The sequence below is a fragment of the Pseudomonas sp. MWU12-2020 genome (assembly GCF_023100605.1).
Lineage (GTDB): Bacteria > Pseudomonadota > Gammaproteobacteria > Pseudomonadales > Pseudomonadaceae > Aquipseudomonas > Aquipseudomonas fluorescens_H.
In genome coordinates this window covers 157,247-179,341 of the sequence record NZ_JALMEX010000003.1, presented here as the reverse complement: position 1 = coordinate 179,341, position 22,095 = coordinate 157,247, and the positions used below count along the sequence as shown (strand labels likewise).

General features: G+C 59.7%; 23 protein-coding genes. 9 read left to right on the top strand and 14 right to left on the bottom strand.

Translation table 11 applies throughout. From position 1 onward, the window contains the following. Positions 1–71: 71 nt before the first annotated feature. A complete protein-coding gene (locus M0814_RS08145; protein ID WP_103486039.1) occupies positions 72–1,496 on the top strand; it encodes an MFS transporter in 1,425 nt (474 codons plus the stop codon). A 156-nt stretch (positions 1,497–1,652) separates the two neighbouring features. Continuing rightward, positions 1,653–2,213 carry a hypothetical protein gene (locus M0814_RS08140; protein ID WP_103486057.1) on the top strand — a complete coding sequence of 187 codons (561 nt, stop codon included), beginning with the start codon at positions 1,653–1,655 and terminating at the stop codon, positions 2,211–2,213. A 126-nt stretch (positions 2,214–2,339) separates the two neighbouring features. Here the strand turns inward: M0814_RS08140 and M0814_RS08135 are convergent, their stop codons facing one another. Next, complete coding sequence (locus M0814_RS08135; RefSeq protein WP_103486038.1) at positions 2,340–3,659, bottom strand: PAS domain-containing methyl-accepting chemotaxis protein; 1,320 nt, start codon at positions 3,657–3,659, stop codon at positions 2,340–2,342. Positions 3,660–4,064: 405 nt separating this feature from the next. After that, a complete protein-coding gene (locus M0814_RS08130) occupies positions 4,065–4,955 on the bottom strand; it encodes a LysR family transcriptional regulator (protein WP_103486037.1) in 891 nt (296 codons plus the stop codon). Between the two features lie 99 nt (positions 4,956–5,054). Here M0814_RS08130 and gstA point away from each other — a divergent pair, with 99 nt between their 5' ends. Beyond that, positions 5,055–5,648, top strand: coding sequence for a glutathione transferase GstA (gene gstA, locus M0814_RS08125; protein WP_103486036.1), 594 nt, complete (start codon positions 5,055–5,057; stop codon positions 5,646–5,648). 124 nt (positions 5,649–5,772) lie between these two features. Here gstA and M0814_RS08120 read toward each other — a convergent pair whose 3' ends face one another. The 4 genes from M0814_RS08120 to M0814_RS08105 all read right to left on the bottom strand — a co-directional run bounded on the left by M0814_RS08120 (position 5,773) and on the right by M0814_RS08105 (position 9,398). Beyond that, positions 5,773–6,786, bottom strand: a complete 1,014-nt coding sequence (locus tag M0814_RS08120; RefSeq protein ID WP_003227391.1) for an ABC transporter substrate-binding protein — start codon at positions 6,784–6,786, stop codon at positions 5,773–5,775. Further along, a complete protein-coding gene (locus M0814_RS08115; protein WP_003227393.1) occupies positions 6,783–7,310 on the bottom strand; it encodes a sigma-70 family RNA polymerase sigma factor in 528 nt (175 codons plus the stop codon). The genes M0814_RS08120 and M0814_RS08115 overlap by 4 nt, the downstream gene beginning before the upstream one ends. Before the next feature lie 197 nt (positions 7,311–7,507). Next, positions 7,508–8,299 (bottom strand): PhnD/SsuA/transferrin family substrate-binding protein, encoded by a 792-nt coding sequence (locus tag M0814_RS08110; protein WP_003227395.1) that lies wholly within the window; start codon positions 8,297–8,299, stop codon positions 7,508–7,510. Between the two features lie 157 nt (positions 8,300–8,456). Continuing rightward, positions 8,457–9,398, bottom strand: coding sequence for a fatty acid desaturase (locus M0814_RS08105; protein ID WP_003227397.1), 942 nt, complete (start codon positions 9,396–9,398; stop codon positions 8,457–8,459). 324 nt (positions 9,399–9,722) lie between these two features. Between M0814_RS08105 and M0814_RS08100 the strand changes: the two genes are divergently transcribed. Further along, positions 9,723–10,133 carry a GNAT family N-acetyltransferase gene (locus M0814_RS08100; RefSeq protein ID WP_098965232.1) on the top strand — a complete coding sequence of 137 codons (411 nt, stop codon included), beginning with the start codon at positions 9,723–9,725 and terminating at the stop codon, positions 10,131–10,133. Between the two features lie 121 nt (positions 10,134–10,254). On the opposite strand, the gene def is transcribed toward M0814_RS08100, so the two are convergent. The 3 genes from def to M0814_RS08085 all read right to left on the bottom strand — a co-directional run bounded on the left by def (position 10,255) and on the right by M0814_RS08085 (position 12,102). Beyond that, positions 10,255–10,794, bottom strand: coding sequence for a peptide deformylase (def, locus tag M0814_RS08095; protein WP_003227403.1), 540 nt, complete (start codon positions 10,792–10,794; stop codon positions 10,255–10,257). A 2-nt stretch (positions 10,795–10,796) separates the two neighbouring features. Then, positions 10,797–11,747: a YihY/virulence factor BrkB family protein gene (locus M0814_RS08090; RefSeq protein ID WP_003227406.1), complete on the bottom strand. Its 951-nt coding sequence runs from the start codon at positions 11,745–11,747 to the stop codon at positions 10,797–10,799. A gap of 163 nt (positions 11,748–11,910) precedes the next feature. Further along, positions 11,911–12,102, bottom strand: coding sequence for a CsbD family protein (locus tag M0814_RS08085; RefSeq protein WP_003227408.1), 192 nt, complete (start codon positions 12,100–12,102; stop codon positions 11,911–11,913). A 196-nt stretch (positions 12,103–12,298) separates the two neighbouring features. On the opposite strand from M0814_RS08085, the gene M0814_RS08080 reads away from it, so the two are divergent. Then, entirely contained in the window at positions 12,299–12,676 is a 378-nt protein-coding gene (locus M0814_RS08080; protein ID WP_003227412.1) for a hypothetical protein, read from the top strand. Between the two features lie 164 nt (positions 12,677–12,840). On the opposite strand, the gene fadD1 is transcribed toward M0814_RS08080, so the two are convergent. Next, positions 12,841–14,538 carry a long-chain-fatty-acid--CoA ligase FadD1 gene (gene fadD1, locus M0814_RS08075; RefSeq protein WP_003227414.1) on the bottom strand — a complete coding sequence of 566 codons (1,698 nt, stop codon included), beginning with the start codon at positions 14,536–14,538 and terminating at the stop codon, positions 12,841–12,843. A gap of 362 nt (positions 14,539–14,900) precedes the next feature. Beyond that, positions 14,901–16,589 carry a long-chain-fatty-acid--CoA ligase FadD2 gene (fadD2, locus tag M0814_RS08070; protein WP_103486262.1) on the bottom strand — a complete coding sequence of 563 codons (1,689 nt, stop codon included), beginning with the start codon at positions 16,587–16,589 and terminating at the stop codon, positions 14,901–14,903. 241 nt (positions 16,590–16,830) lie between these two features. On the opposite strand from fadD2, the gene M0814_RS08065 reads away from it, so the two are divergent. Together M0814_RS08065 and M0814_RS08060 are read left to right on the top strand one after the other, a co-directional pair. Beyond that, positions 16,831–17,775, top strand: a complete 945-nt coding sequence (locus M0814_RS08065; protein WP_103486263.1) for an alpha/beta hydrolase — start codon at positions 16,831–16,833, stop codon at positions 17,773–17,775. 44 nt (positions 17,776–17,819) lie between these two features. Then, positions 17,820–18,290, top strand: coding sequence for a MaoC family dehydratase (locus tag M0814_RS08060; RefSeq protein ID WP_003227420.1), 471 nt, complete (start codon positions 17,820–17,822; stop codon positions 18,288–18,290). Positions 18,291–18,416: 126 nt separating this feature from the next. On the opposite strand, the gene M0814_RS08055 is transcribed toward M0814_RS08060, so the two are convergent. Then, positions 18,417–18,884 (bottom strand): PA2169 family four-helix-bundle protein, encoded by a 468-nt coding sequence (locus M0814_RS08055; RefSeq protein ID WP_003227422.1) that lies wholly within the window; start codon positions 18,882–18,884, stop codon positions 18,417–18,419. A 206-nt stretch (positions 18,885–19,090) separates the two neighbouring features. Between M0814_RS08055 and M0814_RS08050 the strand changes: the two genes are divergently transcribed. Together M0814_RS08050 and M0814_RS08045 are read left to right on the top strand one after the other, a co-directional pair. Then, complete coding sequence (locus tag M0814_RS08050; protein ID WP_003227425.1) at positions 19,091–19,327, top strand: DUF3820 family protein; 237 nt, start codon at positions 19,091–19,093, stop codon at positions 19,325–19,327. 28 nt (positions 19,328–19,355) lie between these two features. Next, a complete protein-coding gene (locus M0814_RS08045) occupies positions 19,356–20,537 on the top strand; it encodes an aminotransferase class V-fold PLP-dependent enzyme (protein WP_003227427.1) in 1,182 nt (393 codons plus the stop codon). A gap of 4 nt (positions 20,538–20,541) precedes the next feature. On the opposite strand, the gene M0814_RS08040 is transcribed toward M0814_RS08045, so the two are convergent. Then, positions 20,542–21,267, bottom strand: a complete 726-nt coding sequence (locus tag M0814_RS08040) for an intradiol ring-cleavage dioxygenase (protein WP_003227430.1) — start codon at positions 21,265–21,267, stop codon at positions 20,542–20,544. Between the two features lie 160 nt (positions 21,268–21,427). Next, positions 21,428–22,093, bottom strand: coding sequence for a bifunctional 4-hydroxy-2-oxoglutarate aldolase/2-dehydro-3-deoxy-phosphogluconate aldolase (locus M0814_RS08035; protein ID WP_003227433.1), 666 nt, complete (start codon positions 22,091–22,093; stop codon positions 21,428–21,430). Positions 22,094–22,095 lie beyond the last annotated feature (2 nt).

Here is a 22,095-nt window from a genome sequence, read left to right as displayed (position 1 = left end):
CGCCGATATTCACAACCCATCCACTCCGGTAGCAGGCTAAGCTTTTCCATCAATAAAAAATGGATCAGCCGATGACTGCTCATGCCCCCGCCGCCGCGCAACGCGACGGCATCGACCCGATACGCGCCGCCGAGATTTCCGCCCGCATCGACCGCCTCCCTGCCGTCGCCACGATCTGGCGTCTGGTGGCGCTGTTGTCGATCGGCGGCTTCTTCGAACTCTACGACCTGTTCCAGACCGCCTACATCAGCCCAGGGCTGATCCGCGACGGGATCTTTGCCACCGGCAATCAGGGCGTGTTCGGTTTCTCCGATCAGGCGGCCTTCGCTTCCGCGACCTTCCTCGGCCTGTTCCTCGGCGCGAGCCTGCTCAGTCCGTTGGCTGACCGTTTCGGCCGCCGCGCAATCTTCACTTTTGCGCTGGTCTGGTACACGGTGGCCACGGTGCTGATGGGCGTTCAAAGCTCGGCGCTGGGCATTATCTGCATGCGTTTTCTGGTGGGCATAGGCCTCGGGATCGAGCTGGTGACCATCGACGCCTACCTCTCGGAGCTGGTGCCCAAACGCATGCGCAGTTCGGCGTTTGCCTTCGCGTTTTTCGTGCAGTTTCTCTCGGTGCCGGCGGTGGCACTCATGTCCTGGTGGCTGGTGCCGCAGGCGCCGTTCGGTGTGTCCGGCTGGCGTTGGGTGGTGTTGGCGAGTGCGGTGTTTGCGCTGTTCATCTGGTGGCTGCGCAAGCGTCTGCCGGAGTCGCCGCGCTGGCTGGCGCAGCATGGGCGGTTCGATGAAGCGAACAGAATTCTCGACAACATCGAAACACGCTGCGAGAAGGATCACCGCCAACCGCTGGATGCCCCCGAAGCCGTCCCGGTGGATGTCGAAGGCAAGGGTCGTTTCGCCGATATCTGGCAACCACCGTATCGCCGTCGGGCACTGATGCTGATCGTCTTTCACGTGTTCCAGGCGATCGGTTTCTTCGGTTTCGGCAACTGGTTGCCGGCGCTGCTTTCCGGCCAGGGCGTCAGCGTCACCCACAGCCTGATGTACGCGTTCATCATCACCCTCGCCTACCCGCTCGGGCCGTTGCTGTTCGTGAAGTTTGCCAACCGTTTCGAGAACAAATGGCAGATCGTCGGCTCGGCGCTCGGCGCGATGACCTTCGGCACTCTGTTCGCGTTGCAGACCAGCGCCTTCGGCCTGATCTTCTGCGGGGTGATGATCACCTTTTGCAATGCGTGGCTGAGTTTCAGTTATCACTCGTACCAGAGCGAACTGTTCCCGACCAACATCCGCGCCCGGGCGGTGGGCTTCTGTTATTCGTTCAGTCGCTTGTCGACGGTGTTCAGCAGCCTGTTGATCGGACTGTTCCTCGACCACTTCGGCACGCCCGGGGTGCTCGCATTCATCGTCAGCAGCATGCTGATCGTGATGCTGACCATCGGCTGGTTCGGCCCGCGCACGCGCAATCTGGCGCTGGAAAACATTGCCCATCGCTGACGGCCGCACGGTCATCCTCTGCCGCCTGACGGCAAGGGATGACCGCTTTGTTGCGCATGCCAGAGCAGCAACTCCTTGAAATAGTGGAATTTGCTGCAAAGGCACGGTAATTGCTCGGATACGCCCGTCAGCAATTATCCAAAGGTCTCCATCATGATGTTGGTCAGTGCCAAACAGCAGCAGCTCATCCACCTGCCCAAGCGGCTGGCGGAAGACGCGACCACGACCGCCGCTGCCGGTCTGCAAAGCGGCCTGCACGGCGCCATGCTGCAATCGCTGCAGAACCAGACCCAGTCGCAAGCCACCGATGCGACTTCAACGGTCCAGGATTCGGCCACGCAGATCGCCTCTCAGCAAGTGGCCGCCGCCACGCGCATCAGCGATAACGTCGACGAAGCCTTCGCCAAGACCCGCGTCGGCCTGCAAACCACCGACGCCACGGCTGCCGGCAGCACTACCGGCACCTCGGCCACCGACGCGTTCAAGGACTACATGAGCAAGTCGCCGGAACAGCGTCTGCGTGACAGTGTCCTTCAGAGCATGGGCATCACCGAAGACGACATCAAAGCCATGCCGCCGGAGAAGCAGCAGGCCATCGGCAAGGAGATCGCCGAGCGCCTGCAGGACAAGATGCAACTGGCGCAGTCGGACAAAGAAAACGGCAATGACGTCAAGGACAGCGACAAACTGGCGAACAAGTTTCTCGCTTCGCTGTGATCTGAAGGTCGCTTAGAAACCAATGTAGGAGTGAGCCTGCTCGCGAATGCGGTGTGTCAGTCACTGGATCAGTAACTGATGAACCGCAATCGCGAGCAGGCTCACTCCTACAGTTGTTGATGGGTGTCAGTTCAGTTGCAACGTATCGTTGAACTGGCTGATCGCATCCACCACATGCCGTGATCCCTGCTGGATCTCCAGAATCACCTCCCCCGCCTCATTCGCCAGTTCCACACCCAGCCCGGTGCGGCTCAGGCTCGACTGCATGCTCGATACCGCACTCAGCGACAGGTCATGGTTTTTGCGCACCACTTCGACAATCTCCAGGGTCGCCTGACTGGTGCGTGCCGCGAGGCTGCGCACCTCGTCCGCCACCACCGCAAATCCACGCCCGTGCTCACCGGCCCGGGCCGCTTCGATCGCGGCGTTGAGCGCCAGCAGGTTGGTCTGATCGGCGATCCCGCGAATGGTCTGGACGATGCTGCCGATGATGTCCGACTGTTTGCTCACCGCATCGATGCTCAGCGCCGCTTCGTTGAGGTCGCGGGAAATGTCCTGAATGATCTGCACGGTTTGCTGCACCACCTGCGAGCCTTTTTGCGCGCAGGCGTCGTTTTGTACCGAAGTGCTGTGGGCCGATTCCGCGGCGTTCTGCAAGGTAGTCATCTGCTGGGTAATGTCGCTGGCGAACTTCACCACTTTGTACAAACGGCCCTTGGTGTCGAACAGCGGGTTGTACGAGGCTTCGAGATAAACCATCTGCCCGGACTTGTTCTTGCGCTCGAAACGGTGCGAGTGATATTCGCCGCGATTGAGCGATGCCCAGAATGCCTTGTATTGCGCCGACTCGGATTCGGCACGGTGGCAGAACATACTGTGGTGATGACCAACGATTTCGTTGAGCGAGTACTGCATGGTTTTCAGAAAGTTGTCATTGGCGGTAATCACGTTGCCTTCGGGCGTGAACTCGATCACCGCCATCGAACGGCTGATCGCCGCCAGCATGCTTTCTTCTTCGTGCTCTTTGTTGACCCGAGCGGTGATGTCCGCCGCGACCTTGATGACACTTTTGACTTGTTTGTCCGGGCCGTACACAGGCATGTAACTGGCTTCGAGCCAGATTTCCCTGCCGCTCTTGTTCAAGCGCAGGAACGTGCCGCTGATCGGTTCACCCCGGGCCAGATCGCGCCACAACTTTGCGTATTCCTCGCTGCGGTAAAACGCTTCTTCGCAAAAGATCCGATGATGTTTGCCGCGCACTTCCTCGGCGCTGTAACCCATGGTCTTGCAGAAGTTTTCGTTGGCATCCAGAACAATGCCTTCGGGGGTAAATTCGATCATCGCCATCGAACGGCTGATCGCTTCGAGCTTGGCGTTGGCTTCGGTCAAGGCGCAGCTGAAACGCTCGATTTCCTGCAGGTCAGCCTTGTGATGTAGGTTGAACATGGTTGTATCACCTTCCGCGCGGTCTTTTGATTTGATGAAAGTCAGGTCTTTCAGAATCCACCACTACGTTCCACAGAACAGGCACACGCATTCCTCCACGGGAGGAAGTTGTCAGGTGATAAATGATGTTCAATCGGAGTGTCCATGCCGCGACGCTCTAATCAAGACATCCTTCTCTTGATAGCCCAGCAGCGGGCCAGCCCTAACGTGCAGAAAACTTCCATGTACAACTTGCTCCTTGTTGGTTCAGTGTCCGGTGCCTTGGGTTGCGCACTCTGGCAGCGTTGAAATCACGGCTAACCGATGACGGTCGACATAGTTAGTTACAGCTAGCATAGCCAGCGCCATGCCGTGCGCAAGGCCACTAGTCGGCCAGTATCTGGCACTTTTTGCACAAGAAACGGTTCAGCGAGCTGTCGCGACTGCCGTCTCCACCACCAGATCCAGCAACGCCTGCACCGCCGCTGGCGGCGTCTGCCCCGCAGGCAGCACCAGCGAAAAGACCCGTTCGATACGTGGTTGCAGGGCAATCACGCGCAAGCCCTGGCGCTCGGCCGGCAAGGTCATTTCCGGCACCAGGGTCACGCCGAGGTTTTCCCGCACCAACGTGAAGGCGCTGCTCCATTCGCGCACCTCGACCCGCACGTCCTGCAGCTGCAACCCGGCTTCGGCGGCGAGGCTGCGGGCGTTGGTCGAGCAACCGCCGGTGGCCAGCACAAAGGGCAGCGCCGTCAGTTCTTGCAGGCTGACGCCCTGCTCGGTTCCTCGCAGCGCCAGCGGATGCCCTGCCGGCACCACCGCTACCCATTCATCCCGACCCAATGGCCCGGCATTGCGCTCGGGCGCCGGGTTGAGCACCACGCCGACATCCACCAGACCGGCCGCGAGCAGGGTTTCGACCTCATCGTCGCTGACCTCCAGCGCCACCACTTCGATCCCCGGATACAGCCGATTGAACTGGCGCAGCAGCGGCGGCAGAAAACTCGCCAGCACCATGGGGAAACTCGCCAGGCGGATCGTCCCGCGCAGCATCGGGCGAACGCTGTCGACAGTCTGGCGAATGGTCTCCAGTGCACCGAGCATCAGCCGCGCCTGTTCGATCACCGGCAAGCCAATGGCGGTGGGCAAGGTCTGTCGGCTTTCGCGGCTGAACAGTTGCACGCCGAGGGTTTCTTCCATCAGCGCCAAAGCCTGGCTCGCGCCGGACTGGGTCATGCCGACCCGCTCGGCAGCACGGGTGATGTTGCCGTGATCCGCCACGGCGACCACCAGCCGCCAATGCATCAGGTTCATCATGCCAGTAGCTGTCCTTATGGCTATTTTCTGAAAGATTAATTTTACCGAAGGTGCGGCGCACTATGACACTGGCGCCAAATCCCTACCAGAGAACTGCCGATGAAGCTGTATTACGCCCCGCAAGCCTGTTCGCTGGCGCCGCACATTGTGTTGCGCGAACTGAACCTGCCCTTCGTGCTGATCCGCGTCGACAACCGCAGCAAGCGCACGGCCAGCGGCGAAGACTTTCTTGCGATCAACCCCAAGGGTTACGTCGCGGCACTGCAACTGGACAACGGCGCGGTACTGACCGAGGGGGCGGTGATCCTGCAGTATCTGGCGGATCTGCAACCGCAATCAGGACTGGCCCCGGCGCCCGGCAGTTTCGAACGGCTGCGTTTGCAGGAGTGGTTGAATTTCATTTCGAACGAGATCCACGGCGGCTTCGGCGCACTGTTCGATGAGCGTCTGCCGGCCGAACCGATCAAGGAGAAGTTGTTCAAGCGTTTTGCCGTGTTGGTCGCGGTGCTGGAGCAGCAGGAGTATCTGCTGCCGAGCGGTTTTAGCGTCGCGGATGCGTTGTTGTTTGTGGTGTTGCGCTGGGCCGGGTTGTTCGGGATCGAGCTGGCGCAGTGGCCGGCGCTGGCGCGGTTTCAGGCGCGGATTGAGCGGCGACCGACCGTGATCGCGGCGTTGGCGGCGGAAGCGGTGTAGGCCTTTAGATCATTCGCGAGCAAGCCCGCTCCCACACTGGATTTGTGGCGCGCCCGCCCCCCTGTGGGAGCGGGCTTGCTCGCGAAGGCGATGGCTCAAACGCCACAGATCAAACAGTTGAAACTCAAAGCCCCGCCGTCACCTTGCTCGCCACCTCCCCCGGCACCCACGCCTTCCACACCTGCGGCTGATCACGCAAAAACGCTTCGGCGACCTGTCGCGGTGGCTGGCGCTTTTCGCTCATGCCGGCCAGCGTCTGGTTCAGCAGATCGATCGGTAAATCGACTTTCTCGAAGAACGACACCAGTTCCGGATACTGCGCCTTGAACGGCGCCGACACGCCAATCGCCAGGCTGGCCGGCATCGAGCGAGTGCCCTTGGGATTCGGATTGTTGGCATCGGCCAGGGTCTTCCAGGCCTCGGCATCGAACGGCGGCTCTTCGAGCTTCACCAGTTTGAATCGCCCGAGCAGCGGTGTCGGTGACCAGTAGTAGAACAGCACCGGTTTGCCGCGTTTGATCGACGATGCCACCTCGGCATCCAGCGCCGCGCCGGAGCCGGTGCGGAAGTTGACGTAGCTGTCGGTCAGCGCATAGGCCTTGAGTTTCTGGCTGTTGACGATCTCCGAAGTCCAGCCGGTCGGGCTGTTGAGGAAACGTCCGCGGCTCGGGTCTTCAGGGTCGCGGAACACGTCCTTGTAGCGCGGCAGATCGGCCACCGATTTCAGCTCCGGGGCCAACGGTTTGATTCCGCGTTCGGGATCGCCCTTGATCACGTATTCCGGCACCCACCAGCCCTCGGTCGCGCCTTTGACCGTATCGCCGAGGCCGAAGACCTTGCCTTCATTGGCGGCCTTGACCCACGCCGGACTGCGCCCGGCCCATTCCTCGCCGATCACCTGAATGTCGTTTTTCGCCAGCGCCGCTTCCAGGCTGACGGTGCTGCCCGGCAGCGTATCGGTCGGGTAGCCGTAGCCTTTTTCGACGATCAGGCGCAGCACTTCGGTGATGAAACTGCCGCTTTCCCAAGTGATGTCACCGAAGTGGATCGGTGCGGTTTTTTCCGCCGCCGAAACAGCGCCGACGCTCAGGCTCAGCGCCAGTAACGAACGGCCGAGCAGGGTTTTGATTGATCTCATGCGGACCTCTTGTCTGTCAGGATTTGGTTGGCGCTGTGGCGGTCGCACAGGGCCTGGGAGCGGGTCATGTAAACGCTGACCGAACGTTGCGAGATGCCCAGCTCGGCGGCGATTTGCGGGTAGGTCAGGCCATCGATCCGCGCCAGCAGAAAGGTCGAGCGGACTTTGCCCGGCAGGCGTTGCAGACTGTGATCGAGGCGCTTGAGGGTCTGGCTCAGTTGGGCGATTTCTTCAGGCGAGAGCGCGACCTCGACGTCGATCTGCTGCGCATGCCGTCGCTCCAGATCCGCCCGTCGCCAGCGCTGATAAAGCAAGCGCTGAGCAATCGTGGTGAGCATGGCGCGGGGTTCACGAATCGCCGTGACACTGGGCGCCTGAAGCAATTGCGCGAAGGTTTCGGCAGCGATGTCTTCCGCGCCGGCGGCGTCGTGCAGCTGCCGGCGCAGGTGAGTGCACAGCCAGCGATAGTGGGCGCGGAACAGAGCGTCGAGATGATTGCGGTGAGCAGTGTTGGCGCCGGACATAAGGGCTCCTGGGTAAGGGTCGCTGAATGTCCGGTGATCCGGTGGCGCGATCCTAGCAAGGCGACTTATGCATTAATAATATTTATATTTCATTTTTATATTCTTTTTGGAGATATAAGAGCAACAGATCGCAGCCTTCGGCAGCTCCTACAATTGGAAAGCGTTCAACCTGTAGGAGCTGCCGAAGGCTGCGATCTTTAGCGCAAGCGGCCATAGCCCAATTCTTCAGCCTCACGCAGATAGTCGAGCACAACCCGATAATCGCTTTCACTGGCCGGCAGCACCTCAGGCAATCCCAACGTCTGCGCCACATCCGGCAACTCACGCAACGCCTGATTCATAACCCGGCGCAACTGTTCGATCTGCTCATCAGTAGCGGTAGCGACCGTGATAAACGGCAACGTCGGGCTCAACGCACTGCGCGCCACAACCCGCAAACCGCTGACTTCTTCCGGCGCATGCTGAGCGAGATAGGCGTAGGTCACGCTGTCGATAGCCGCCAGATCGGCTTGACCGTCCCGCAACCAGCGCAAGCTCTCGCGGTGTGCGCCACTGATGCCGACCGAGGCGAAAAACTGCCCGTCGCGCTGCAGCGGCGCCAGGCGCTGACGCAACAGGTTCATGCCGCTGTTGGAGTCGTCACTGTTGATCACCCCGCGACTGCCACAAAAATCCGCCAGGGTTTCGCGCGAATCGTCAGCACGGCTGAGAATCAGGCTGCAATGATTGCCGGCAGTGGCGTCGGGCAATTCGTAGCGCGGGCGACCGACGATGCGTACCTGATCGCGCAGCAAGGTCATCAGTGGATAGCCGCAGGTTTGGGTCAGCAGCAGATCCGGGGATAACCAGAGTTCGGGGAGCGACAGTCTGGCGGCGTTCAAGCGGGAGTGGCCAAGGTGTTCGAGGATGCGGGAAATCCAGCGTTCGTTGGCCAAGCGGATGGGCTCGGGGGCGGTGTACATCAGCAGTTCGAGATGGTGTTGGGTCATACACGTTATTTCCCTGCAAATACTTACCCCTGTGGGAGCGGCGGTGCGACGATTCGACTTGCTCGCGAAAGCGGTGTGTCAGACACCAGACATGTCACTGTTCTACCGCATTCGCGAGCAAGCCCGCTCCCACAAGGGTTTTGTGGTGTTCTTGAGATTAGTGGAAAGGATGCTGCGGACTGTCGATCGGTCTGAACCCGTGCTGCCGCCACAACTGCCCATAACCCTGCACCAGAAACCCGCCACTGCGCGCCACCCATTGCTCGCGGCGCATGCGGTAGGCCTGGGGCAAGTCGTACCACGCCAGTCCCGGTAGGTCGTGGTGCACCAGATGAAAATTCAGATTCAGAAACAGCCAGCGCCAAGGCCAGCCGGCCTCGTTGAGCACCGTGCGCTGTTCCGGTTGTGCATGCGGACGGTGTTCATAGTAGGAGCGGATCATCGCGATCGACAGTGCCGGTACGCTGATCAGCAGCAGGTAATGCCAGACCGGCAGCACGCTGTAGCGGGCGATGAACCACAACATCAGTACAGTCATGGCTCCGTGGGTCAGCCACATGAGCCAGGCCTGACGCTCGCGGTTTTTCAGACGTTGCAGTTCTTCGGCGGCCAGCGCGATCAATCCCAGCGGAGCACCAATGATGAAGCGGCCGATTACGGTTTTATTCAGCCAGTGCAGGCTGCGTTCGAACAGCGAACTGCCCTGCCAGCGTGCTGCCGTGAGGTAGCGACTTTCCGGATCAATGCCGGGCACGGTCAGGTCTTCATCGCGGTGATGCAGCAGGTGGCTGTCGCGATACAGGGTGTACGGATACCACACCGCAAACGGCGCATAACCGAGGATTTTGTTGAACCGCACCGAGCGGGTCGGATGTCCATGCAGCAATTCATGCTGCACCGACAGCCACAGCACCAGCAACGGAATCAGCAACAAGGTGCTCAAGCCGCGACCCAGCCAGGCGCTATTGAGGATGATGGTGAACCAGCCGCCATACACGCCGATCAACAGCAGCCACGTTGGCCACTCGGTGCGGGCGGTGAAGCGCTGGCGCAGGGTTTCGATCTGCTGGCGATGGTCGGCGTCGAAGTAATTCGGCATGGCGTGGCTCGGAACGGGAATCTTCCCCCTCTGTGCAACGAAGCCGAGCAATCTTGCAGATTATTTTCGCGTTGAAACGGGAGCCCGGGGGACGGGCTCCCGAAGGACGGGATCAATGACCGAAAATATCGACTTTCTTGGCTTTCTTCTCTGCACGCTTTTCAATCGCCGTCTTCACCGGTTTCTTCTTCGCGGCTTTCTTTGAATCCATACCTTTGGACATGATGCGTACTCCACTCACAGGGATGTAGGCTCAGGTATACACCTATCGCGCGGCGCGCGTTCTTTTATAATCGGCGCTTTGCCCGCCGCCAGTCCGATCCCATGCCCGATACCCGATACGTCCTGCTCGACGAGCCTTTGTGGCCGTTGATGAACAAGTTTTACCGCAGCCACCAATCGTCGATGAAGGCGGTGCGCGACGCGCAGTTGTGGGTGGCCCGTCGCGAGGACATCGTCGCCGCATTGTGCTTGCGGCCGGTGGCGGGCGGGTACTGGTTGACCGGGTTGTTTGTTGATCCGGGTTGCCGTGAGCAAGGGATCGCCGGAGAGTTGATCACGGCGGCGGTGAAGGATTTGCAGGAGCCGGTGTGGCTGTTCTGTCATCCGGACTTGCGCGGATTTTACGAGCGGCGCGGTTTCAGTTTCGATCCCGCCCTGCCCTACGCACTGGCCGAACGGTTGAGCCGGTATGCGCGGAGCAAGCCGATGATTGCGATGGGGCTGGAACCATAAAAATCAATTGTGGGAGCGGGCTTGCTCGCGAAGGCGTCGTGTCAGTCGCTGCATCAATTGACTGATACGACGCCTTCGCGAGCAAGCCCGCTCCCACATTGGGATAGAGGTGTTCTCAGGATCAGTCGTCGGCTGTGGGATCGAGATCCGGGAACATTACCTCGGTAAACCCGAACTTGCTGAAATCGGTAATCCGCGACGGATACAAGCGACCGATCAGATGATCGCACTCGTGCTGCACCACCCGCGCATGAAAGCCTGACGCCACGCGCACGATCGGTTCGCCCTTGGGATCGAACCCTTCGTAGCGAATCTGCTGATAGCGATCCACCGCGCCACGCAGGCCGGGTACCGACAGGCAGCCTTCGAAGCCCTCTTCCGTCAGCGGACTCAATGGCGTGATCAGCGGATTGATCAGAATCGTCTGCGGCACTGCTTCGGCGTCCGGGTAGCGTTCGCTGTGTTCGAAACCGAAGATCACCAGTTGCAGGTCGACGCCGATCTGCGGCGCGGCCAGGCCGACGCCTCCGACACTTTCCATGGTCTGGAACATGTCATCGATCAGTTGCCACAGCTCGGGGCTGTCGAACATTTCCGGGGGCACCGGCGGAGCGATGCGCAGAAGGCGTTCATCGCCCATTTTCAAGATTTCACGGATCATGATCAGACTTCGTCGGTATTCGGTTTCAGCGACTGGTCGCGCCCAAGCCCTGAAACGTGTTGTTTGGGATGTTCATCGAGTTCGCCGGGGACTTTCTCGCCCTCGTTCTTGCCCTCGCTGGACATGTGTTCGATCACCGCGTTCATCTCCGCCCCAAGCAGCAGCACGGCGGCGGAAATATAGAAATACAGCAACAGCACGATGATCGCGCCGATGCTGCCATACATCGCGTTGTAGTTGGCGAAGGTTTTGACGTAGAACGCGAACCCCAACGAAGCCACGATCCACACCACCACCGCCAGCACCGAGCCTGGGGTGATGAAGCGGAATTCCTGTTTGACGTCGGGCATCACGTAGTAGATCAGGGCCACGGCGACCATCATCAGAATCACGATCACTGGCCAGCGGGCAATCGTCCACACGGTGACAATGAAATCTTCAAGGCCCACCTGCGCGGCAATCCAGCCCATCACTTGCGGCCCGAGCACCATCAGTGCGGCCGCCACCAGCAACATGCCGGCAATGCCGACGGTGTAGAACACCGACAGCGGAAAACGCTTCCAGATCGGCCGGCCCTCGACCACGTCGTAAGCGGCGTTCATCGCGCTCATCATCAGCCGCACGCCGGCAGATGCCGTGTACAGGGCGATGACGATACCGATCGAGAGCAAGCCGCCCTTGGACTGCTGCAGCTGATCGATGACCGGGTTGACCTGTTCCAGCGCCTGCGGTGGCAGCACCAGTTCCGATTGCAGACGCAGCCAGGTGAAGAAGTCCGGCAGGTGCAGGAAACCGATCAGGGCAATCAGGAACAGAATGAACGGGAACAGCGAGAACAGCATCTGGTAGGCCAGTGCCGAGGCGTAGGTCGACATCTCGTCATCGATGAATTCAGTCACCGTGCGCACCATCACCCGGTGCAGTGGCAGACCTTTCATGTCCGGAAAAATCATTCGCGTCTCCTTTCGCCGCATTACAGGTTGAAGTCGTGGCGACTCAGGGGCGGTTTTTTACATCAAGGTAGCTCACTTGGCGACCCTTGGTGGCTCGCGCAAGCTTTTGACACAAGAACGGCCATCCCTGGATGGCCGCTCATGTGTTGCGTTCAAGGCTGGATTACGCCTTGTCGACACCTTTTTTGATGGCGTCTTTGGCTTTGCCGACTGCTTGCTGGGCTTCGCCTTTTTTCTCTTGAACCTTGCCTTCGGCTTGCAGCTTGGTGTTGTCGGTGGCTTTACCGACGCCTTGCTTGACGTTGCCGACTGCTTCGTTGGCCATGCCTTTTACTTTATCGCCTGTGCTACTCATGGTGTTTCTCCTTGGTGCAATTAGGGGGAAAAGTCAGTACGTAATGATTGACCGGGCAGGTTTGCCACGAGTTTCATTTATTTTTGCTGTTCATTTCGTCGTGCAATGCAGGTTGGGCTTTATGTTTGCCCTTCAAGCCCCGAGAATGCGCACCTATGGGCGCCGCGCGCCAACGATCAGATCCCGCAGGAATGTTATGAAACTCGATAAAAAGCAGGCCATTGCCCGTCGCAACCAGGAACTGGGCGGCGCTGTGCTCGGCACCAACAACTGTCACTTCGCCGAACTGAACCGCAACCGCAACATCTGGTGGTTCGACCTGCCGGTCTCGCGCCTGGCCGTCGGTCAATACGAGTGGATTCACCTGCTGATGCACACCCCGGCCACCGACGAACTGCTGCACCTGAAAGTGCCGACGGTGTTCCTGCGGGAAAAGCTCGAAGGTCTGGTGATTCGCAACGAAGGCAAGCGCAAGGCCGCGTTGAGCCTGGAATTGAGTGCGGACAAGGATTCGTATCTGCAGGACATGCGCCCGACGGGGACCAACGTGAACTTCGCGCCGTTCCGGCAGTAACCGAAAAGCTTCGCGAGCAAGCCCGCTCCCACATTTGACTGTATTCCAACTGGAGGAACGCGGTTGAATGTGGGAGCGGGCTTGCTCGCGAAGGCGGCATCACAGTCACTACAAATTCACCACCTATTCCAACAAAAAGCCCCGCATTTGCGGGGCTTTTTGCTTTAGGCGGCGGACTTGGCCTTGATCTTCTTCAGCTCTTCGTCACGCAACTCGCGGCGCAGGATCTTGCCGACGTTGGTGGTCGGCAGCGCATCGCGGAATTCCACCGAACGCGGCACCTTGTAACCGGTGACGTTGGCGCGCATGTGCTCCATGACGGTTTCCTTGGTCAGGGTCACGCCCGGCTTGGCCACGATGAAAATCTTGATCGCTTCACCCGACTTCTCGTCCGGCACGCCGATGGCCGCGCACTGCAACACGCCCGGCAGGGTTGCCAGCACGTCTTCCAGCTCGTTCGGGTAAACGTTGAAACCGGAGACCAGGATCATGTCTTTCTTGCGATCGACAATGCGCATGTAGCCATCGGGCTGGATCAGCGCGATGTCACCGGTCTTCAACCAGCCTTCGCTGTCGAGGATCTCATCGGTGGCTTCCTGACGCTGCCAGTAGCCCTTCATCACTTGCGGGCCCTTGACGCACAGCTCGCCGATTTCGCCCATTGGCTGCTCGACACCGGCATCGTCGATGACTTTGCACAGGGTCGACGGCACCGGAATGCCGATGGTGCCGATCTGGATGTTCTGGATCGGGTTGACCGTGGCCACCGGGCTGGTTTCGGTCATGCCGTAACCTTCGCAGATCGAGCAACCGGTCACCGCTTTCCAGCGCTCGGCCGCGGCCAGTTGCAGGGCCATGCCGCCGGACAGGGTGACTTTCAGATTGGAGAAATCCAGCTTGCGGAAACCTTCGTTGTTGCACAGCGCGACGAACAGCGTGTTGAGGCCGACGAAACCGCTGAACTTCCACTTCGACAGTTCCTTGACCATCGCCGGCAGGTCGCGCGGGTTGCTGATCAGGATGTTGTGGTTGCCGATCAGCATCATCGCCATGCAATGAAAGGTGAACGCATAGATGTGGTACAGCGGCAGCGGGGTGATCAGGATCTCGCAGCCTTCATTGAGGTTGGAGCCCATCAGCGCCTTGCACTGCAGCATGTTGGCGACGAGGTTGCGATGGGTCAGCATCGCGCCCTTGGCCACGCCGGTGGTGCCGCCGGTGTATTGCAGCACCGCGACATCACTGCTGTGCGGGTTGGCTTCGGCCACCGGTTGGCCCTGGCCCTTGCTCAGCACGTCGTTGAACTTGACGGCTTTGGGCAGGTGATAGGCCGGCACCATCTTCTTCACGTACTTGATCACGCTGTTGATCAGCAGGCGCTTGACCGGCGGCAGCAGGTCGGCGACTTCGGTGACGATGACGTGTTTGACGCCGGTTTTCGGCACCACGGCTTCCGCCAGGTGCGCCATGTTGGCCAGGCACACCAGGGCTTTGGCGCCGGAGTCATTGAATTGGTGTTCCATTTCCCGCGCGGTGTACAGCGGGTTGGTGTTGACCACGATCAGGCCGGCGCGGATTGCACCGAAGACGGCGACCGGGTACTGCAGAACGTTGGGCAGTTGCACGGCGATTCGATCACCGGGCTGCAAGTCGGTATGCTGTTGCAGATACGCGGCAAATGCACCGGACAATTCGTACAGTTCACCGTAGGTGATTGTCTTGCCCAGGTTGCTGAAAGCCGGTTTGTTGGCGAAGCGTTGGCAGGATTGCTTCAACACTGCCTGAATATTCGGGTACTCGTCTGGATTGATGTCGGCAGCAATTCCAGCCGGGTATTTATCCTTCCAAAAGTCTTCGATCATGGAAGCCCACTCCTCAGCAACGCGAATTCTTCACCGCATTTGATGCGATTATTATTGGTGTGTGTTTTGTATTGGTGAATCTGGCTTTCATACAGGCCGAGAAGTCACAAAGCGCGCCGAGAGTAGCAGCTTTGCCGAGGGCCGACTAGAGCCAAAAGCGGCCTTCATGGTCACTTTAATGACTCAAGACTTTCTAACAGTCATTTTAGAGCAAAAATCCTATACCAGCCTGAAAGCCCCGGTTTTCCGGGCCTTCACCGCCCAAAAAGCATCGCGGGCAAGCCCGATCCCACAAGGTTGATGGAGATCCCTGTGGGAGCGTGGCTTGCCCGCGATCCGCGCAACGCGCGGCCATTCACCGATCAGGCGATATCGCGCAACTCCCGCCGCAGAATCTTCCCGACCGGTGTCATCGGCAACGACTCACGCAATACGATGTGTTTCGGCACTTTGTAAGCGGTGAAATTCTCTTTGCAGTACGCCTTCAGCTCCTCAAGGCTGATCCCGGTTTCCCGCGCCACCACAAACAGTTTCACCGCCTCGCCCGAACGCTCGTCCGGCACGCCGATCACCGCGCAGTTGGCGACTTTCGGGTGGGCCATGACCACGTCTTCGATCTCGTTGGGGTAAACGTTGAAACCGGAGACGATGATCATGTCCTTCTTGCGGTCGACGATGCGCACGAAACCGTCCGGGTCGATCACCGCGATATCACCGGACTTGAACCAGCCCTCGGCATCCAGCACTTCGGCGGTGGCTTCGGGTTTGTGCCAGTAGCCTTTCATGATCTGCGGGCCTTTGATGCACAACTCGCCGCGCTCGCCCATCGGCTGTTCGACACCCTCATCATCGATGACTTTCAGCAGCGTACCCGGCACCGGCAGACCGACCGTGCCCAGGCGCGACTGGTCGCCATACGGGTTGGTACAGGCCACCGGCGAGGTTTCGGTCAGGCCGTAACCTTCGGTGATGCGGCAACCGGTGATCTGCTCCCAGCGCTCGGCGGTGGCCTTGACCAGCGCAGTACCGCCGGAGTTGGTCAGCTTGAGGCTGGAGAAGTCCAGGGTCTTGAAGTCCGGGTGATCCATCAGCGCGACGAACAACGTATTCAGGCCGAGCAACGCCGAGAAACGCCAGTTCTTCAGTTCCTTGATGAAGCCTGCGATGTCTCGCGGATTGGTGATCAGCACGTTGTGGTTGCCGGACACCATCATGCACATGCAATTCGCGGTGAAGGCATAGATGTGGTACAGCGGCAGCGGCGCCACCATCACCTCCTGCCCTTCGCGCAGCAGTGGCTGACCGTCAGGCCCCAGTTGCGCAAGACACGCGCGCACTTGTTGCATGTTCGCCACGAGGTTGCCGTGGGTCAGCATCGCGCCCTTGGCCAGGCCGGTGGTGCCGCCGGTGTATTGCAACACGGCGATGTCGTCGAGACCGACTTTCAGCGGCTTGATCCCCAGACCACGCCCCAGGCGCAGCGCACTCTTGAACGAGATGGCCTGGGGCAGCGAATAGGCCGGGACCATTTTCTTCACTTTGCTGACCACGGTGTTGACCAGCCAGCCCTTGGCGGTGGGCATCAGGTCGCCCATCTTCGCTTCGATCAGGTATTGAATGTCAGTGTCCGGCAGCACTTCCTGGACCTTCTGCCCGAACATGTTCAGGTACACCAGCGCACGGGCACCGGAGTCCTTGAACTGGTGGCGCATCTCGCGCGCGGTATACAGCGGGTTGGTATTGACTACGATCAGCCCGGCGCGCAAGGCGCCGAACACGGCAATCGGATACTGCAGCACATTGGGCATCTGCACCGCGATGCGATCCCCCGGCACCAGATCGGTGTGGGCTTGCAGGTAACCGGCGAACGCTGCGCTGTGGCGCTCGATTTCCGCGTAGGTCAGGGTCACGCCCATGTTGCTGAAGGCCGGACGGTCCGCGAACTTCTTGCAGGAACGCTCAAACACCTCGATCACCGACTTGAACTCGCCCATGTCGATGTCCAGTGGTACGCCGGCGGGGCGTTTGTCATTCCAGAAATCAGGTTGCATTGTTCTTGTCCTCTTTACCTGAATCGATCCGGGAGCCGCTTTTCTGTGGTTTCGCGCCGCCCCCTAAAGGGCAGAAAGCAAAAAGCGGAGCTTCACGGACACTAGCAGCTATGGCCAGTGAGGCAAATATGGGCGTAGTCGTCATTGATCGTATGAATCTTCCTGCCGTGGCGTGAGCTGATCGGACGCGCTATACAATGCTACGACTGCGGGCCGTTACCGCTCGATAAAAGGAATTGCCATGATCCACCACGCCTTCTGGCTGGACGCGAGTGACCGCAGCCGCCTGTTCGTCAACCAGTGGCTGCCCGCCGCGCCCGTGAAAGCGCTGATCCTGCTGGCCCACGGCATGGCCGAACACAGTGCTCGCTATGAACGGCTGGCAAATGCGTTCTGTGAACAAGGCTACGGTGTGTACGCCCCGGATCTGCGCGGCCATGGCAAGACCGCCGAACACGGGACCCTCGGGCATTTCGCCGATGACGACGGCTGGTGCAAGGTGATTGGCGATCTGGCCAGCCTCAATCAGCATATCGGCCAGCAGCATCCCGACGTGCCGATCATTCTGCTCGGGCACAGCATGGGCAGCTACATCGCTCAGGGTTACCTGCTGCATCACAGCGCCAGTCTGCACGGGGCGATTCTCAGCGGTTCGAATTTCCAGCCAGTGGCGTTGTACGGTGCGGCGCGGCAGATCGCCCGTTTCGAGAAACTGCGCCAGGGCGGCAAGGGTCGCAGTGCGCTGATCGAATGGTTGTCGTTCGGTTCGTTCAACAAAAAATTCAAACCGGCGCGCACGCCGTTCGACTGGCTGAGCCGCGACCCGGTCGAGGTCGACAAGTACGTCGCCGATCCGCTGTGCGGCTTTCGCTGCACCAATCAGTTATGGATCGACTTGCTCGGTGGCTTGCAGCAGATCAGCAAAGCGTCCAATCTCGCCCAGATCGACCCGGGCCTGCCGCTGCTGGTAATCGGCGGTGAATGTGATCCGGTGAGCGAAGGCAAGCGTCTGACAGATCTGGCCGAGGCGTTGCGGTCGGCCGGCAGCCAGAACCTGCAACTGCAGATCTACCCGCAGGCGCGGCACGAATTGTTCAATGAAACCAATCGCGACGAAGTGATTGCCGATGTGCTGGCCTGGATCAAACAGGCCTTGAGCCATCGTCGCCCTCAACGCAGCGAATAATCTTTTTGTGGATTCACTTTAATCCGTCACAGGAATCAAGACCGATGACCCAGGTTACCAACATCCCTTACGAAGCCCTCGAAGTCGGCCAGACCGCCAGCTATAGCAAGACCGTCGAAGAGCGCGACATTCAGCTGTTCGCCGCGATGTCGGGCGACCACAACCCGGTGCACCTGGATGCCGAGTTCGCCGCGGCCAGCATGTTCAAGGAGCGTATCGCCCACGGTATGTTCAGCGGTGCGTTGATCAGCGCGGCAGTGGCGTGCGAACTGCCTGGGCCGGGCACCATCTACATCGGTCAGCAGATGAGCTTTCAGAAGCCAGTAAAAATTGGCGACACCCTGACCGTGCGCCTGGAAATTCTTGAAAAGCTGCCGAAGTTTCGCGTGCGCATCGCCACTCGCGTGTTCAACCAGCGTGATGAATTGGTAGTGGATGGCGAGGCCGAAATTCTGGCGCCGCGTAAACAACAGACCGTGACCCTGCCGACTCTGCCGGCGATCAGCATCGGCTGATCATCAGGTACACAAAAAAAAAGTGGGAGCGGGCTTGCTCGCGAAGCGGTTATGTCAGCAACATCATCGTTGCATGACACAGAGCTTTCGCGAGCAAGCCCGCTCCCACAGTTTTTTCAGCGTGGCTTACGAACGAGCGCGAGCCTGGTTACGCAGGGCTTTCACCTGGTCGTGATTGCGTTGTACGCCGTGGTACTGACGCTCAACCAGGTCACGGATGCCGACCAAGCCGTGCTTGTTGATTTTCTCGATGGCTTCACGATAAGCCTTCAGCGCATGGTCTTCACCGCGCTCGGCTTCGTTGAGCACCGCTTCTTCATCTTTGCCGGTGAACATGGCTTTGACGTCGACCCAGCGACGGTGCAGGTCACCGCTGACGCTGGTGGAAGTTTCCGGATCACCGCCCAGTTTACGAACCTCGGCCTGCAGCTCGGCAGCGGCAGTGGCGCAGTCGGCGGAGCGGGTCACGAACAGGGTTTTCAGTTCTGGATGCTTGATGTCTTCAGCGCAAGTCTTGAACCCTTCCTGACCGTCTTTGCAGGTTTCGATCAGGTCGTTCAGTACAGAGATGGCTTCTTTATTCATGTCAGTCATTTTTCAATTCCTTGCGGTTGGTTGAAGATGCAAGGGTTATTGCAGTGTGCGTGCCAGCTTTTTCAACAATAAATATCACTTAAAAATCAATAACTTAAAGATAGTTGAACTATCTTTATCACGGTTATTTGCATGAACTGTCATTTGGCCTGCATGCAGAATGCCTGTATTTTCCAGACTGTTTCGACCCCAGATGATTGCCACTGATGAATCCTGAAAAGCTTGAACTACTGATCACCCGTGAAATGCCCTTCGGCAAGTACAAGGGCCGGATCATTGCCGACCTGCCAGGGCCTTATCTGAACTGGTTTGCCCGCGAAGGCTTTCCTCACGGCGAACTCGGCGGACTGCTGGCGCTGATGCAGGAAATCGACCATAACGGCCTGTCGGACCTGCTCGAACCGCTACGCGCCAAACACGGCAAACCTGCCCCGCGCCACTGAAGCGCCCTCCTCCCCTAGAGCCTCGACCATGCCTGACAACACCCGCCGCGCCCGTGACGAAGCTTTCTGGCAAACCTTCGCCGATCGCTACGAAGCGCAAACCGGCCCGCTGAACCTGGAGAACGGTTACTTCGGACGCATGTCGCGCACGGTGATCGAGGACTACCAGCGCAACATCGAAATGATCAACACCAGCAACTCGGTGTATGTGCGCCAACGTTTTGAACAGTACGACAGCCTCGACATCCGTGCGCAACTGGCCGAGTTGATCGGCGTGCGCGCGCAGAGCGTGGCCTTCACCCGCAACGCCAGCGATGCGCTGCAGTCGCTGATCCGTAATTACAATCGCCTGATACCCGGCGATCAGGTGCTGATCAGCGACCTGGAATACGACACCGTCAAAGGCGCCATGCGCTGGCTGGCGCGGCATCGCGGCGTCGATGTGATCGAGATCAACCATGCGCATCCGGCCAGTTTCGACAGTCTGCTGGACAGCTACCGCGAAACCTTCATCCGCTATCCGAAACTCAAACTGATGGCCCTGACCCACGTCACCCACCGCACCGGGCTGGTGATGCCGGTGCAGGCCATCGCCGCGCTGGCGAAACAACACGGCGTGGACATCATCCTCGACGGCGCTCACGCCCTCGGCCAGATCGACTTCAATCTCGAAGCAATGGGCATCGCCTTCGCCGGCTTCAACCTGCACAAGTGGATCGGCGCACCGCTGACCCTGGGCTTTCTGTACATCGCGCCACAGCGGCTGGCCGACATCGACCCGGACATGGGCGAAATGCACTTCCCCGCCAGCGATATCCGCGCGCGCACACCGTACAGCACGCCGAACATTCCGGCACTGATGACCCTGCCGCTGGTATTCGAGGAGCACCGTTCACTCGGGGGCGCCGCAGCCAAAGGCGCACGGCTCAATTACCTGCGCAACCTGTGGGTCAGCGCGGTGCGGCACTTGCCAGGGATCGAGGTCATGACCCCGGACGATCCGCGCCTGTATTGCGGGATCACCTCGATGCGTTTCACTCGCCACGCCGATCAACAGGCAATGGTCGAGCGCCTGCTCAACGAGTACAACCTGTTCACTGTGGTGCGCAACGGCGCAGCGAGCGGGCCGAGCATCCGCATCACCCCGGGACTGACCACCACCGCCGATGACATGCAGTTGCTGACCCGCGCGCTCAACGAACTGCGCTGATCGCTCACACAGTGTACTTGTCGAAGTCCTCGGGTTTGATCTGCGACGAGGCGGCAAAGGTGTCGATGCCGATAGTCAGGTGGCCGAAGAAACCGTCCTCGTGAGAGTCTCGGCCGATCGGCCACACGGTCAGCGTCGAATCTTCGCCGCCCATGTTGCTGTAGTAGCTGTCATCGGCGTTGTTCAAGGGTGCCGAGGCACGCCCGCGATAGTCCCGGGCATTGAGCACCGCGCGTGACACCACTTCGGGGAAATACAGCTGGCCGACCCAGGCCACGTTACGCTCCGCAAGATATTCAGTGCCGGCGACAATGCGCACTGCCACATGAATGTGCAGCGCTCGCCCGGCATAGAACCCCGGATAGATCGTGGTGAATCGTGCCCGTCCCTGTTGATCGCAGAACTGGCTGCCGCGCAGGTAGGTGTCATCGTCGGTACGCGGCACTGAGCCGATGGCATCGGAATCGACCTCCAGATCCGGATTGATCCGGCTCCAACCCGAATAGGCGCCTCGTGCATTGCAGTGCCAGATGTCCACCAGCGCCCCGCTCACCGGCTCGCCGGTCATCGCGTCGACGATGCTCAGGCGCAACAGCAAGGGCAGCCCTTCGGCGCCTTCGCTGATGTTGCGACGCAGCAGTTTTGGATTGCGAAAATACGGCCCGGCGATCTGTTCGGGGGCCAACTGATAGATCGATGATGACGGTGCGGTTGAAGTATCTCGTTCCATGACGCGTTCTCTCTTCCATAAGAGAACGCAGATTAACGGCGCACGAGCGCCGCAGTGCGGTAACTATGTATCGCGCCATTTCTCGGGGCAAAAAAAACGGTGCACCGACCAAGCGCACCGTAAAGCCGTAGAACACACAACGAAGTGTCAGGTAAAGCGTTTAGTCCAGCAGCGCCAGGGCCTCGGCGGTGCATTCCTGAATGCGCGCCCAATCGCCGTTCTTGATCCACTCGGGATCGAGCATCCAGCTGCCGCCCACGCACATGACGTTTTTCAGCGCCATGTAACTCTTGATGTTGGCCGGGCCGACGCCACCGGTCGGGCAGAATTTCACTTCGCCGAACGGGCCGCCGAGGGCCTTGATGGCTGCCACGCCGCCGCTGACTTCCGCCGGGAACAGCTTGAAGCGGCGATAGCCCAGGCCATAGCCTTCCATGATGCCGGAGGCGTTGCTGATGCCGGGCAACAGCGGAATCGGGCTGTCGACGCTGGCTTCGAGCAGGTCACGGGTGATGCCCGGGGTGACGATGAACTGCGAACCCGCCGCTTCCGCCGCCGCGAGCATGTTGCGATCCAGTACGGTGCCGGCACCGGTCACCAGCTCCGGACGCTGCTCACGCAGGATCTGGATCGCCTTGAGCCCGAACTGCGAGCGCAGGGTCACTTCCAGCGCGGTCAGGCCACCGGCGGCCAGCGCGTCGGCCAATGGCAGCACGTCCTGTTCACGGGCGATGGTGATCACTGGCAGGATCCGCGCCTTGGCGCAGAGGCTGTCGATCAGGGCAACTTTGTCCGCCATGGAAACGGTCGGGGATGGATTTTTCATAG